We start from the raw sequence: 14,651 nt of genomic DNA on the forward strand, positions 1-14,651 counted from the left end.
ACAGGCCCAGATAGCTCAGTTGGTAGAGCAGCGGACTGAAAATCCGCGTGTCGGTGGTTCGAATCCGCCTCTGGGCACCATCCCCTCCTCTCCCGACACTCCCTTTCGCCGAATCTTCTACGCTTCTGTTTGCACAAACAACTGAAATCGTTCATCTTTTTGGGAAGGATGGCGCGATTGAGCGCGTTTCATGGAATTTCGGCGTATTTGGTCTAACGAGGCGGAGGGCTGGTATTTCCGTTGGTACTGGACATCCTGATGGTATCGAAACAGCCAAAGGGAGGTGTCCCACAAATGGCCCTTTCCGACGTGAAATGCCGAAATGCCCGTCCTGCTTCCAAGCTATTGAAATTGTCTGATGGTGGCGGGCTCCAGCTCTGGGTGCAGCCCACCGGATCCCGCCTATGGCGCCTCGCCTATCGATTTGACGGCAAGCAGAAGCTTCTGGCGTTGGGCAGCTATCCCCTTATTTCGCTCGCCGAAGCACGCAAGGCGCGCGATGACGCCAAACGTCTCCTCCTCACTGGCATCGATCCCGCGCAGGAACGCAAGTTGCGAAAGGTCGGTTCGGCAAAGGACAGCTTTCGATCAATCGCCGAGGAATATGTGGACAAGCTGAAGAAAGAGGGACGTGCCGACCGGACTATCACCAAGGTCAAATGGCTACTCGACTTCGCCTATCTCACCTGTGGGCACAAGTGCATTCGGGACATTGATGCGGCCACTATCCTTGCTGCCCTTCGTAGCGTGGAGGTGCGCGGTCGATACGAGTCGGCCAGGCGGCTGCGCTCGACCATTGGCAGCGTCTTTCGATACGCCATCGCCACTGCACGCGCCGACACTGACCCCACGTCCGCGCTGAGGGGCGCTCTCATCAGGCCAACGGTCACGCCGCGTGCCGCCATTACCGATCCGAAGGCATTCGGCGGCTTGCTGCGTGCGATCGAGACATTCGACGGACAGCCCGCAACCCGAGCGGCTCTGAGGTTGATGGCGCTGCTGTTTCCCCGCCCCGGTGAGCTTCGCGCTGCCGAATGGGGGGAGTTCGACTTCGAAAGTTCGGTATGGACTATCCCGGAAGCGCGAATGAAAATGCGACGACCGCACCGCGTTCCTCTTTCAACGCAGGCTTTGGATATCCTGGCCGAGCTTAAAAAAATCTCCGGCGCTGGGACGCTGCTGTTTCCAAGCGTGCGATCGCCTTCTCGTCCGATTTCCGACAATACACTCAACGCCGCCCTGCGTCGCATGGGTTACAGCAAGAATGAAGCAACGGCCCATGGCTTCCGAGCAACGGCATCAACTCTGTTGAACGAATGCGGCAAGTGGCATCCAGACGCCGTAGAGCGACAGCTGGCTCATATTGAAAATAACGACGTTCGGCGCGCCTATGCCCGGGCGGAGCACTGGGAAGAGCGCGTCAAGATGATGCAGTGGTGGGCAGATTATCTGGAAAAAATTGAGAACGCCGGAACGCGCGGGTAAACTCAATCAGATGCGGGCAGCCAGCTGTCCGGCACGTATCGCGAACGTCCGGTTTACGCTGCATAGCGGCCGTTGAGGCCTGCGTTGCCGCTCTCCCGAAGCGGACATCCCTGGGGAACCTGGCGGCCTGAAGGCGGAATGGGTGATCCGACGAAGGCCGAGAGCGCTGCGATCTAGCGAGGGCTGGAACAAGGCATGGTTCAAGGCCAGTGCCGGAGCGCCGCGCTAGCTGATTCCACACTTGTTGAAGCCGACATGATGGGAGACCTATCTAAGGCCCATGTCCACACGCCAGAAAATGGATGCAGCTGCGAATTTGATCGAAGGGTGGACGCTCCCGTCTGCGGCCACGCTTGGGTCATCGGTCCGAGCCAGAGGGATCGTTCGCGAAGTGCGAGCCCACCTGCCTTTGGCGGCGAAAAAGCTGCTCGGTATCGAGGTCGGGGCCTTGCGCATGCCGGAAGGCGCCTATGGCGATTTCCGGACTGCGTCGGCGATTGTGTCCAAAACGCTGGAAGGCATCGAAGGCCTGCCCGTAATTCCCCGTGAAGTCGAAGACATCCTGACGATCTCTTCGGCAGAGCGGCACCGGTGGCTCAAGGACGGCCGCTTGCAAAGCACAGGCACACGTACGGTGAAACTTCGTGGTCGCGCAAGGAAGGTAACTTTTCACGTGTTTGACCCACGTCACATCGAGGACGTGCTCGATCGCGACTTGGTTACGGTCTGGCGCGAGGACGACGCGATAGCTGCTGCAGAGAATAGGCGGCGGGCCGCCGGAAAGGCCGCCCTGAAGCGTGCGCAAAAGAGCGGCCGCAGGGCCGCGTCTGCGCCTGACAGCACTCGGGACGAGGTGTCACGTCAGAAACTGAAGGGCTGGGACGAATTCGAGAGTGACGGACTTCTGCGCTGATTCAGCGAAAAAAGATTCTTTCGCTGCTCCTGCCCACTACGACCGCACTGGCCCGAATCCTGATCCGGGTCGCGCGCCTGACCTCCGGGAGTCAATGGGCGTAAACAGTCCGCGAGTCTGGTTCCGGCCCAGGTAGGCGACAGTAACGGGCCGCCATATCGGCCGTTCACCACGGGCGACACCATTTCCCGAAAGCAGCGAGCCGTTGGCGCGCGTCATCGGTATCCCTTTTAAGTCCCAGGGGATACTGTTGCCGCCCATCAGCCGTCTTATCGGTATGGCGAAGCCGCTGATCTGTGTTAAGCCGCCGCCCGAACAGCCGAAGGAGTACACCCGTGAGCGAGCCGACCGTGGCCGAGGCGACCGACAGCATCTATGCATCGCTCCGGGCGAACAATGCCGACATCGATGCAAATATCGCGGCGCTCAAAGCGGCGCTGACGCGAGAGGGGATAGAACAGGCGGTGCTCGATCCGACCAGGCTGGCGCAGAACAACCGTTCGAGCCGCAAGGTGATGCAGGCTTATTTTCGGCAGCGCGGCGTGACGTGAGGTGGGCCAATTCATGGAACACGAGCCCTGCAAGATACGTTTCATCTTGGCTGAGCATGGTGCTTAGCAGCGGGTCACTTGACCAGCCAAGCGTGCAAAATGCAGTGATGCCCGTCAGATAGACGTCCAGGCCCTGCCTCTGAAGTGCGACAGCGGTTTCAATCGCAGACCTTTTGGAGAAGTATCCTCGGTACGGAACGCATCCGAACACCGGAAAGCACCATGTTCGTGGCGTCAGCGAGAATTCCGACGCTGCGAAGACGGCCCATGTCACGGCGTCCCGACCAACGTTGACATGGCTGCGGTAGCTATTGTTGTCTGGAAGCGCTAGTTCATCTATCGCAAACTGTCGGATGGCGCTCGCCGATTCCATTCGAGCGCGTAATGTCCCAGGGATCGAAGGATCGTCGATCAGCTCTTCGACATCCTGGCGCGCCGCCATGATCTCCACGTGACCCTTCAAGGATTGTGCGTAGTAAGAAATGCTGGTGCAACCTGCCAGGCTGGACATCACGATCATCGCAGCAACCGAACGAAAAAATGCACGCATCACGGTTGCCCACGGCATTTGCTCACACGTCCGGATAGGGCAAACGTCGCAACTACGCCCGGTCCCAAACAGTGGCTCCAATTTGGTTGATGTCCTGGATGGGGGTTTAGGTTAGACGTTCGTCTTCGGCAAGATTGTCACAATGTGGTCATTCGCTGCCAAATTGCCGAATGTCCGCTATAAGCCGGACACGGCGACGTGGAACTATCCGCCTAGGAGGTCTTTTTCTCCTGAAGCTTCCGGTCGCATCCGGCCCAACGCTGTTGGTCCGCAATGCGCCCACGTCGGCCATAGACGCAAATTGTCTCCTCCCAGGAAGTAGTCGTTGCCGATGACCATGCTCCAGGTCGTAGTCGCGCTAATAGCTGCCATTGGGAATCGTTCCGCGAAGATAGTTCGGGGAAGCTGAACGACGACCGTGCAAGCGGCCTGCCGAGGCCGTCGAAATTGTCTTCGAAATCGTTCCTATTGTCGAAAAGTCCGCTCTCGCCCTCTAGGCGGCCTGCTCGCAGAGGAAAACTTCACAACTAATGCACAGTGTGTCACAATCTGAATTGGGAGCCTGGGGGGAAATATGGACGAGCCGCGTCTAGGTCTACGCGGCGCTTACGAGGCCTTATTCCGATCGCGCGGATTATCGCTCCCTGATGGGCGCCCACTTTATCGCTACCGATTCAGCCGACAAGAGTTCGAGGGCGTTCGGGAGGTCCTAAAACGCCATGGACCGACCGCGCTGAACGACTCCCATGGTCAGGCTTTGTTCGTTGCTTTCACAGCCGAGTGGTATCGCCGGGAACGCGCCGGGGGGGCTTGGGACTGGATCAGACCCTTAGCTGTCCTTGGAATTCGATATCACGCGAATGATTCGGCCGCCGACGTGCGCTACGCGGTGGTGCGGGAAGCCGCCGAAGCTGGCTTGAAACGGTGGCGACGCCCTCAGCCGACCGACGTGCCGCTCCTCTTCGGCGTAGTGCGCGAGGCGGGTTTTCCAGCTGCTGCCATCAAAGAGGGAACCTTGGGGTTATGGCTGAAGCGCAGCATCTTGGCGATCGAAATGGGCTTCACACCTGCCGAGGCCGTCGCAAGTGAGGCATGGCGGGCGGGCGAAACGCTTGTTCAGGCGCTGGTGGAGCCAGCCGTGGCGCTGTCCACGGTAATCGTTCGTTTCCGTCAACAATTGCCGCCCCTCCACGAACGAAATGACCGAGATCCCGTGCTCCACCTGGATTCTGTGGTGCCTGCTTGGCGCAACGATCTGCCTTTTGACTTGGAGGAAGGCGATTTTCGATCTCTGGTGGAAGACTTGGTCCGGACCCGGCGCGTCGAAGGGGGAGCCCTGGCGGCAAGCCGATTGCTGCGGCGCACCGCCGAAGGGTGGGCGCCGCGGGCCGAACTCACCTTGTCAGGTGAACTCGACGTGGTCCGAACATCTCCCCAATTGCAGGCAGCGATGGAAGGTGCCACTCGGCTGCGCATCTTTCCGCGGGGTGATCTGCCGGGTTTGAACCGGCCCATCGCCGTGCTGGAACAGGTGGAATCAGACGAGGCGACAGCGTGGGAGTCCCGTCCGCTGGTCAAGGCGTTCGAAGTTCCCGCTCGCCTGAACCAGGCAATTAGGTTGGCGGCAGTTGCAGGGGAGACCTTAGTCGAAGAGTTCACCGCGTTTGCCGGCGAGCCGGTAGACGCGCCTGTCCTCCTCTTCCAGCCAGATCCTGGCGTCGATTTTGAGAACGCGCTTGAACTAAGATTCATTGGCAGTTCGCCCTTTCGAAGCACTCGGCCATGGCTGGCTATGGCTGTAACGCAGGAGGCTCGTTCAGCACTGAAGTTCGAACAGCCTCCTTCTGACTTGGGAGACTGCATCCTCGATGGACGCTGTCTTCTGGCCTTCGTCGGGCAAGCTTCGCTCGACCTTGGTGATGGGCGTCTCACGTGGCGTAGCGCGGCCGAGCGCGAGGATACGAAGCGACTGATCCTCACAGGAGAGACTCTACGGCGGGTGCGCGAGACGGTGTTCCTAGGGACGCCAAAGGCTTGGCTTTCGGATGGTCAGCATCACACGCTGGTTTCGTCGGAAGACCTAATTTGGCGGTCGTTGGGGAGAGGCTCGTGGCGTTCTTCGAACAAACACGCGCCCCTGGGCAGGGTCGAGATCGCAATGAGGCGGGGCGGTGAACTGGTCGCTTGGACCTGCGCCGACGTTGCGCCGCGTGAATTGGTGCTATCGGGAGAACCGCGAACCCACTCGTTGAAAATCGAGAATCTGCTCGGGGCCAGCGTTGCGGCGAAGGGCGGTCAGATCCTTCCGATCTCCAGGAATGGTGATGACGCGCGCGTCGATCTTCGACTCCACACCCCAGGCGCGATGCTACACGTGGCGCTGCGATGGGACACCCAACTCGACCTAACGCTCGCTGATCCGATTGCCGAGCCGCTCCTGTTGACCCCGGACATGCGGCCCGCCGTAAGCCGGGCCCAGATTTCGATCGATCGACTGCATGGGTTCCGCCTGTTGGCGCCTGGCGGTCGCGACCTATGGCTGGTGGTTCGGCAGGGCGCAGGACAGCCCGTGCAGGCCACGCGTCGTATCGACGGTCTCGTCCCGCTATCGGCCTTTCAAGACGAATTGCGGGATCTCCTTGGTAGCTTTCCGGACCTCGATGCGGAGGTGCGCCTGAGCTGGGCCGGTCGAGGTGACCACTTCGCCGAGATCGCCTGGTACGACGAAGACCAGCCGCTGGTGGCCGAGAAAGGCATTTCGCCGTTCTCGGGCCTTTCGAGTATCCTTGGTTGGAATCTGGATGCGCTAGCGCTGACGCAGCCTACCGCGAAACTCTCCAACAACCTTCCACGCCTTTCCTTGCAGGAATTGCAGACGCGACTCCTGCAAGAGCTCGGTCCGGGCCCCTGGCTGATCTTCGGGCGAACCAATGACGGGACCTCGCTCAGACCGAAGGTGGTCGCCCAACCACCGGGCGACGACGATCGTGGAAGTGCGCTTCGTCTGGCCTTCAGGATCGCACGACGTGACGCCCGGGACGATGCATTTGCTACAGTGTTAAAGCACCCGGAAGCCTTGAACCGCGCTGATCTCCGCCTCTTGGTCGATCTGAGCGTGGCCGCGCGGGATCGCAACGTGCCCGTGCCGGCGATCGATGCCCTGCGGTCACTTTGCCGTGCCCCCCAGGCGGCTCCGTGGATCCTGTCGACCTGCGACACTCTTGAGGAGCGCGACGCCGTGATCCGGCTACAAAGTGAGTTACCCTTCCTCTGGTGCGCAACGGAAGTCGAGCACTGGGTGTCTGCGTTTCGAACGAGAATTGACGAGTTGGAGCGCCGCCTGGAACGGTTGGAACTACCGACTGCCGACGCAGGGCGCAATGTGGCGGCCGCCCTCGGCCAAATCGCTGATCTGGAGCCCGGGCTAGCGACTCATGCGTGGATCACCTTCCTATTGGTCGCGCCACGAGCAGATTTGGAACCCGGCCTCATCGGAAGGCTATGCCGGCGTCCGAAGGAAACGCTTCGGGAACTCGCCGAAGCGTTCGTGACTCGTCAGAGTGAGCATCGCGAGCCACCGACCGGATTGCATCTCGCGGGGCTCCTGCCAGAGCGACGCGAGCTTTGGGAGCGGTACGACCCAGCCTTCGCGGATTTGATCGCTGCTCCCCTAGTGGCGGCGCGAATGGCGGCCGGCAAACTCCATCAAAACCCGCAGGTTGTCGGACGATGTCGGGCCGCTTGGCTCCACGACCGTCAGCTCTTCGAGAGCGCTCTCGCCGTCGCCCTTGGACGCGAGACTATAGACCCCGGCACCACCCAACGAATGGACCTGTGATGGAAATCGAGAGGCTTCTGGCGCGGCTGCCACGCGATGCTGCAGATGCGATTGTCGGTATGGCTCGACTCCGTTCAGTCGATCTCAATCGGCATCTGCGTGAGGGCTTGGGTGCGCGCGCTGGTCAGCCTAACTCGGCCCTCTCCGAACCGTTTGTCGAAGGCGCTTATCCCTGGTTGCCGTTAGAGGGCGGTTGGGGCGGATTGCCGGCTGGCCTTTTGCACCCAAGAACGCTCGAAGTTCTGCGTGAAGTCGCATACCCGCCCTACACCCACCAGGTGGACGCTTGGAAGCAGCTTTGCGGCGAACGCGCCGCTTCGGTGATCGTGTCGAGCGGCACAGGCTCAGGGAAGACAGAATGCTTTTTGACACCGATTTTGGATGGGCTGGTTCGATCCTCCGATAGCGGTGCAAAACCGCTCGAAGGAGTGCGCGCGCTGATGCTCTATCCGCTCAACGCACTTATCGCCAGCCAGGAGGAGCGGCTGTCAAAGTGGTTCGCCCCCTTCGGCGGAGCGCTGCGCTACTGCCTCTACAATGGCGACACGCCGGAGAGTGTGCGGAGCACCGCCGCGCGTGGGGAACCCTGGAAGGTCGCTGATAGGACGACACTCAGGCGCTCGCCTCCGCCGGTTCTTGTCACCAACGTTACCATGCTGGAGTACATGCTGATCCGGCAGAAGGACGCACCGATCCTGCGGGCGTCACAAGGTACGCTTGACTTCGTGGTACTGGACGAAGCGCACTCATATGTCGGCGCCCAGGCGGCCGAAATTGCTCTCCTACTACGCCGCGTCGCGCTTGCTTTCGGTCGCAAACCCGAAGAGCTCCGATACGTCGCGACCTCAGCGACGATCGGCGGCCCGGACGCCGCCGAGCTACGATCCTTCCTTCGAGATCTGTCAGGCGCACCAGAGCAAAATATTCACGTGGTAAGAGGTGTTAGGGCGTCGCTACCGGCCTCTCCTGCCCTCAATAGCAATCTCATCGAACTTGACGAGATAGCGGGCATGGAACCGCTCCAGGCCGGTGAGATCTTCGCTAAGTCTGCACCGCTAAGGGTCCTGAGGGAGCAGTTCAGAGCCGGCGCCATCGTAGGCTGGAGCGGCTGGAGCGCGCAGGCGCGCCAGATCGGCGGCGCGGACGTAGACCCGAGGCGCCTGCTTGTCGAAGCGTCAAGGGCGAAGGACCCACATTCCGATCCGGCGCTGGCCAGCGCTGGCGGAGACTCAATCCTGCCGGTCCGCCTACACCTCTTCCACCGGACGCTTTCCGGTCTCTGGGCCTGCGTGAACCCGACCTGTCCCGGGCGGCCCGCCGCATCTGAAGCAGCCGACTGGCACTTCGGCGCCGTCTTCCTCGAATCGCGAGAGCATTGCTCACACTGCGGATCGCTCGTGCTCGAATGGGCCTATTGCATTCAATGCGGCGATGGTGCGCTCAAGGCTGAAGAAACTGCCGACGGATCGCATCTTGTGGCCTGGACAGGCGGCACAGGGGACGGTGAGTTCGAGCAAACGCTCGATCGCGACGAAACCTTCGGCGCCGAAGACGACACACAAGACGATGCGCCGCTGACCACATCCCCGGTCGTGAACCGCCGATATTTAGGGGCGCGCGGGGCACGGCCGTCTCCGATAATCCGCTTCGAGCCAAAAACCGGTGCGATCGTCGAGACCGTGGACGGCGCGGGGTTACCAACGACCGCGAGCCGCCACGTAGGTGAGTGTCCATGTTGCGGCTGGGCACCCAAGAAGGTGGACCTCGAGGCCGGCGTGCTTCGATCGCTCGTCGCGGGTGCGCCCTACTTGATGTCTCAGATCACCCCTGGACTCGTCGGGCACCTATCGCCAAAACCTGACGCTGACGAGCCCTTGCCGCTCGACGGCCGGCAACTGATTACCTTCACCGATGCGCGGCAGGGCACGGCCCGACACGCGGCGAACTTGCAGGTGGCATCGGAGCGCGGCTTCGTCCGAAGCTTTCTCTACCACTTTGTGCAGGATCGTCCCGTGCGGGACGACCAGGCCATCGCCGCGATCGAGGCTAAGCTCAAGCGACTGGCCTCCGACGAGCAGGACGGGATCACTCTCAGCCTCATGGCTGACCTTCGGTTGGCGCGAATCAGGCTCGAAGGGGTCGCCACCCCGAAGGCCTGGCGCCAACTTGTCGATCGACTCGCCGCTGAGCCCACAATCAACCGCTTTCTCTCGAATCTCTGGGTCGAGCGCGAAGAGACTTTCTCCGACCCAGCGCGGCTCGCTGAATTCATGCTATATCGGGAGATCATGCGACGGCCCGTCCGCGCCAACAGCGCTGAGACATTGGGCCTTTTGCGCTTGACCATTCCCGGCCTGGACGAGCCCAACGTGGTCGTTCCGGCTTCCGCAACGCGCTTAGGGTTGAATGCAGACGACTGGCGCGACCTCGTGCGCCTTCTCCTTACGCATTTTGTCCGAACTAACGTCATCCTGGATTTCGACGCTAAACGTTGGATGCGTTGGATTGACCGCCGCCAGAGCCACGTGGAAATGGTACCTTTCGAGCCTGCGCTTCCCTCAAGCCGATACGTCCGCTTCTGGCCACACCCCTACGGTCCAAGACCTTCTCGCGTGGTTCGGATGCTTGTCCAGGCGCTTGGTCTCGATCGCGATGATCCAAGCGTTCGGGATGACTTGAACGAACTTCTGCGGGCAGCATGGTCGACGTTGCAAAGGTTCATGACGGTCAGTCCGAATGGCTTCCGGCTACGGCTCGGCGACATGAATGTCACGCCGATCGAAAGGGCCTTCTGGTGCCCCAACACTCGACGTCTGGTGGACACGACCTTCCGCGGACTAAGCCCATACGACAAGCTCGGTGTGCACCCGAAAGCCGAAGCCGTCGACATGCCGACCCTGCCGTTTCCATGGCGCCGTGATGCCCACGGAGGTCGCGTCTCCGATTCAATTCTCGACGACTGGCTAGCGACCGATGAACGTGTCTCGCTCCTGAGGGCCAAGGGGGCCTGGGGCGATCAGCAGGATCGCGCGGCGAGGTTCTCGCCGTGGCTGCGCGCGGCGGAGCACTCCGCTCAGCAACCGAGTTTCCTGCTCCGCGACTACGAAAACGCCTTCAAATCTGGAAAAGTCAACGTCCTTGGCTGCTCGACCACCATGGAGATGGGCGTTGACATTGGAAGCATCGAGGCGGTTCTAAACACCAATGCGCCACCGGCGATCGCTAATTACCGGCAGCGTGTCGGCCGGGCGGGACGGGCGCGTCAGCCGATCGCTCTTGGCCTGACGATTTGCAAGGATCGACCGCTCGACCGACTCGCGTTCGCAGATCCCGGCGCCTTCCTGGCGCGAGAAGCGCCCGCGCCGGTGGTCAGTCTCGAAAGCCCAACCATCGCTCGACGTCACGCCCACGCCCTTCTTCTTGCGCGCTTTCTGGCCACTCAGGGCGCCGAACTTCACAAACTGACGAATGGCGCCTTTTTCGGCCTCGGACTCAGCGCAGAAGTCCTGAATAACTTGCCTTGGCGTCGCTTCCTAGCATGGCTCGACGCCGCCGCTGCAGGTCTCAAGACGATGACATCGGATCTTGAGGAGGTGTTGCGCGGGACCCCCGTGCGACCAGACCCCGACCTCTTCGAAGGTGTCCGGGATACGATCGAGCGCATTCAGTCGGATTTGAGCGCGGAATGGGACGCACTAAGGGGCGATGAGCCGGATGCCGAAACCTCTGTGGTATCCAAGGCGCGGGACTTCCAACGTCGGAGGCTCCAGGGAAATTACCTTTTGGGTGAACTCGCCGGTCGCGGATTCCTACCGTCATATGGCTTCCCGAGCGACGTGGTGTCCTTCGTGACGGAGACTGGGGTCGAGCGACACAAGCGAGAGGACTCTGGCGAGAACCGCTTTAGTTCTCGAGGATACCCATCCCGACAACGCGACATCGCCATATTCGAGTATGCGCCTGGGCGGAGCTTGGTGGTGGACGGTGTCGTGCGAGAGTCCGCGGGCGTCACGCTGAATTGGAAACGTCCCGCCGATAAGGCCGGTGTGCGGGAGGTGCAAAGCCTTCGTCAGATGCGCCATTGTCAGTCCTGCGGCGCGTTACTGTCGGCGCCATCCGCCGTGTCTCCCGGCGCCTGCCCCGATTGCGGCAGCTCTGACTTCAAGATCATGCGATTCCTCGCTCCAGCCGGTTTTGCCGTCGACGCGCGCTACGAAGTTCATGATGACCCCTCGGACACCGGGACTTCAATGCTCGTCGACCCCTGGGTCTCGGCGCGCACTCTGGCTTGGCGCGCTCTCCCGGACCCAAACGTCGGGCGCCTCCGGACCGGCTCGGACGGTCTGGTCTTCTGGTTCAATCCAGGTCCGCACGGCCATGGGTTCGAGGTCTGCCTGCACTGTGGCCGCGCGGAAGCCGAACACCAAGCGGATGGCGCCGGGTCCCTCGCGGGGCACCGTCCACTTCGCGGAGGCCCCCGTGCGGCCGACGAACGCACCTGCACAGGCGCGCCGGAGATCAACCCCTATGCCGTGGCGCGCCATCTACGACTCGGTCACGAAATTCGAACCGACGTCTGCGAAATACAACTCTACGACTGCGCCAGCCGTGAAGTGGCGCTGACGGTGGCTTTGGCGATCAGAGAAGCGGCCGCGCGTCGCCTCGGCGTGGATGCTGACGAGATGGGCTTTGCGGCGCCTCCCGCCATCCATCCTGCCGGCCAGCGCAATTGGACCGCTGCTGTCTTCGACCGGGCGAGCGGAGGCGCCGGCTTCTCTGCCACGATAGCTCGTGATCCCATCGGCATACTTAACGAGGCTAGAGACTTGCTGGACTGCAGCAAGTTGGGCCGTTGTGGCGATCCCGATGCAGTATTCGCCTGCCCTCGCTGCGTGCTCTCGGTTGATAGCCAACATGCGGTCGAAGGCACCGACCGGAGGGCAGCGCATTCCCTACTCACCGCCATTGGACGCAGTCTGGACCTTCCCAAGCGCTTCCGACTGTTCGGACCTGCCACCGAATATGAATCCGCACCTCTCCCCCAAGCACTCTCCGACCGCCTTGGGGACGATGCGTCGAATACACTGGTCGTGTTCATGTCAGGGCCTCCTGCAGAGTGGGAATTGGAGACTTGGCAAATGGCGCCCGTTCTGGAACGCTGGGGCGCTCGCGGGCGCGGGGTGCAGATCGCAGTCGACGCGAGCGCGCTGACCGCTACCGATGCCGTCACGCGTCGGAACGTGGTACTATGGGCTCAGCGCGCACGCGTCGACATCGTAGCGCGAAACGAAGTCGACAACGACGCCTGGCTGGCGGGTGTGGTCTCGACACGTGGGCTAACCGCCTGGGCATCATCGTCTGCATCCGCGAAGGCCGTGGGTATTGGTTGGGGCTCTGTCTCCGATGCTCCGGTGGTACGAGGTGCAACGGCGCTTGCCGCGCCGCGGGAGCGGCTAGATGTATCCGCCCTGCTCTCGGCCGGCGGCAGTGAGGCCATTTTCGAGATTGCTGATGAGCTCGACGGACCAGCCGCGGGTTTCGGTGCCCGGCTCAGGGCGCTGTTGCGCGCGCGCTCGACGGAATTAGCGCAGGTATTCGCTGCCCCGTGTTTGGAGATTCGCTATTCGGACAAGTACCTGTTCAATCCGCTGTCCATCCGTCTCCTGACGGAAGTGGTCGCCGCCTTCAGCGACTATGACACCAACGTCAAAGTGCAGACTCTCGCCGCCAAGACCGGCGGTGGGGCTCGTACAGGACCGTGGTTGCATAGGGATTGGGCCGACCTAGTTACGCGTACGGCGGTTATGGAGCAATCGCTTGTCGAGGTGGTGCCGAAAGTGCAGGTGTCACAAGTCCAATCCGCGCCGCACCGCCGTCGCCTTGAATTTCGAACGCCGCGTGGCTCTGGCACGATCTTCTTTGATCAGGGAATGGGCTCATGGCGAGTTACCGACGAACACCACGATCATGCTAGCTCAATCTCTGAGCAGGTGACGAGCCTTAAACGACCGTTCTCAGTTCTCAACGGTCTAGATGGGACGTTCCTTGCGGTGAGACTTGACTGAGAGTCGACTCCTCAAGGAATGCACGGTTCAGCGTGAATGGCGCGTCCGGCCAACTTTGGCGCCTGAAGGCGGCTGTTTTTGCGACGTTCGCCTATAGCGTCGCAGGCGGCTGCATCCCTAATGAGCACTGAGAACCATGACCTGTGACCATATAGACAACGACGATTATCCCGTTAGTTCACAGCGCAGCAGGATAATGCGTTCGGTACGGCAAAAGGACACGTCGCCCGAGATGAAAGTGCGATCGGCTCTTCATGCCGCCGGTCTGCGATACCGCCTTCATGTTAAGGGCCTCCCGGGAACGCCGGATCTCGTTTTTCCCCGGCGAAAGGTCGTGGTATTCGTTCATGGCTGTTTCTGGCATCGCCATCCGGGCTGCCATCTCGCGACCACGCCAAAGTCCAGGGTCGCGTTCTGGACGGAGAAGTTTAGGCGCAATCGGGAGCGTGACGCCGCTGCTGCGGGCGCACTGCGTTCGCGGGGCTGGGCTGTCGTGGAGGTGTGGGAATGCGAGATAAAGCGTAACGACTACCTGGAGCCGCTCCTACAAATATTGCGACTGGCGATAGATGCGCGGATGAGCCAACCACACCGCCTTCATCGAAGCTTTAACGCTAGTCTCAGACGGAAAACTTCCGAATCCGGAACGCGAGGTGCGGAGGGAGGATGAATTCGAATTCGTCGCCAAGGTGCAGCACCGTGGTGACCTCGAAGTGAAGCTGGCGATGGTGATTTGGACAGACCGTAATGACGTTTTGCGGCCCCAGCACATCAACGCTGAGTGTCGATACCTGCACCACGTGGTGAGCTTCGACATACGGCATACCATCCGGTTTGAAGAACGCGGCCCAAGCCTGACCCAAGACGTCGCAGCCCTGACACCGGTGGTTGTTCGTTAGCTTCACCATTGCTCCGATCGGCCCGCGTTCCACGTATCGGCTAATCCGGTGCTTGATGATCGGAGTAGCATCGCGCGTCAAATCCCACACCGCTTTGCGTATTTCGGGGTTTTGCAGGTCGGGTGCGCTTGCGAGTAGGGGCAGCTGATCAACGTTCGTACTAAAGTCGACAAGTGAGTCGATGAAGGCTTGTGCGGTGGCGGTACCGCCCCGCAACGCCGGTTCTAGAGCACGTCCTGTGATCGATGAATCGATTGTGAAGTGACGGCTGCGTTTTGTGCTGATTCAACGTCCACCTCGATGGAGGTTGACGATGGGAAAAGCATTGAGCGTGGATCTTCGGTCGCGGG

The 14,651-nt window shown here is 61.1% G+C and carries 7 protein-coding genes, 1 tRNA gene and 1 pseudogene; 7 read left to right on the forward strand and 2 right to left on the reverse strand.

The window, feature by feature from the left end:
* Positions 1-4: 4 nt before the first annotated feature.
* From EOA78_RS11960 to EOA78_RS11975, 4 genes are all read left to right on the forward strand, one after another.
* A tRNA-Phe gene (locus EOA78_RS11960) sits at positions 5-80 on the forward strand.
* Positions 81-294: 214 nt separating this feature from the next.
* Entirely contained in the window at positions 295-1,485 is a 1,191-nt protein-coding gene (locus EOA78_RS11965; protein WP_091595317.1) for an integrase arm-type DNA-binding domain-containing protein, read from the forward strand.
* Positions 1,486-1,765: 280 nt separating this feature from the next.
* Positions 1,766-2,398, forward strand: coding sequence for a hypothetical protein (locus tag EOA78_RS11970; RefSeq protein WP_091595110.1), 633 nt, complete (start codon positions 1,766-1,768; stop codon positions 2,396-2,398).
* Between the two features lie 335 nt (positions 2,399-2,733).
* Entirely contained in the window at positions 2,734-2,949 is a 216-nt protein-coding gene (locus EOA78_RS11975; RefSeq protein ID WP_091595108.1) for a hypothetical protein, read from the forward strand.
* 10 nt (positions 2,950-2,959) lie between these two features.
* On the opposite strand, the pseudogene EOA78_RS11980 reads toward EOA78_RS11975, so the two are convergent.
* Positions 2,960-3,517, reverse strand: a pseudogene (locus tag EOA78_RS11980) (aminopeptidase); the annotation flags it as partial.
* Positions 3,518-4,073: 556 nt separating this feature from the next.
* On the opposite strand from EOA78_RS11980, the gene EOA78_RS11985 reads away from it, so the two are divergent.
* The 3 genes from EOA78_RS11985 to EOA78_RS11995 all read left to right on the forward strand — a co-directional run bounded on the left by EOA78_RS11985 (position 4,074) and on the right by EOA78_RS11995 (position 14,072).
* On the forward strand, positions 4,074-7,337 hold the full coding sequence (locus tag EOA78_RS11985; RefSeq protein WP_206517015.1) for an STY4851/ECs_5259 family protein: 3,264 nt from the start codon (positions 4,074-4,076) through the stop codon (positions 7,335-7,337).
* Positions 7,337-13,402 carry a DEAD/DEAH box helicase gene (locus tag EOA78_RS11990; protein WP_164748266.1) on the forward strand — a complete coding sequence of 2,022 codons (6,066 nt, stop codon included), beginning with the start codon at positions 7,337-7,339 and terminating at the stop codon, positions 13,400-13,402. The genes EOA78_RS11985 and EOA78_RS11990 overlap by 1 nt, the downstream gene beginning before the upstream one ends.
* A 136-nt stretch (positions 13,403-13,538) precedes the next feature.
* Positions 13,539-14,072, forward strand: a complete 534-nt coding sequence (locus EOA78_RS11995; RefSeq protein WP_091595102.1) for a very short patch repair endonuclease — start codon at positions 13,539-13,541, stop codon at positions 14,070-14,072.
* Here the strand turns inward: EOA78_RS11995 and EOA78_RS12000 are convergent.
* Positions 14,023-14,517, reverse strand: a complete 495-nt coding sequence (locus tag EOA78_RS12000; protein WP_127315289.1) for an HNH endonuclease signature motif containing protein — start codon at positions 14,515-14,517, stop codon at positions 14,023-14,025. The two genes, EOA78_RS11995 and EOA78_RS12000, sit on opposite strands and share 50 nt — an antisense overlap.
* Between the last annotated feature and the right edge of the window lie 134 nt (positions 14,518-14,651).

The organism is Mesorhizobium sp. M5C.F.Cr.IN.023.01.1.1 (genome assembly GCF_003997585.1).
GTDB lineage: Bacteria > Pseudomonadota > Alphaproteobacteria > Rhizobiales > Rhizobiaceae > Mesorhizobium > Mesorhizobium wenxiniae.

Excerpts from the sequence above, each read along its gene's own strand:
- EOA78_RS11990 (WP_164748266.1), top strand. The coding sequence starts at position 7,337 with ATGGAAATCGAGAGGCTTCTGGCGCGGCTGCCACGCGATGCTGCAGAT.
- EOA78_RS11995 (WP_091595102.1), top strand. The coding sequence starts at position 13,539 with ATGACCTGTGACCATATAGACAACGACGATTATCCCGTTAGTTCACAG.
- EOA78_RS11965 (WP_091595317.1), top strand. The coding sequence starts at position 295 with ATGGCCCTTTCCGACGTGAAATGCCGAAATGCCCGTCCTGCTTCCAAG.
- EOA78_RS11970 (WP_091595110.1), top strand. The coding sequence starts at position 1,766 with ATGTCCACACGCCAGAAAATGGATGCAGCTGCGAATTTGATCGAAGGG.
- EOA78_RS11985 (WP_206517015.1), top strand. The coding sequence starts at position 4,074 with ATGGACGAGCCGCGTCTAGGTCTACGCGGCGCTTACGAGGCCTTATTC.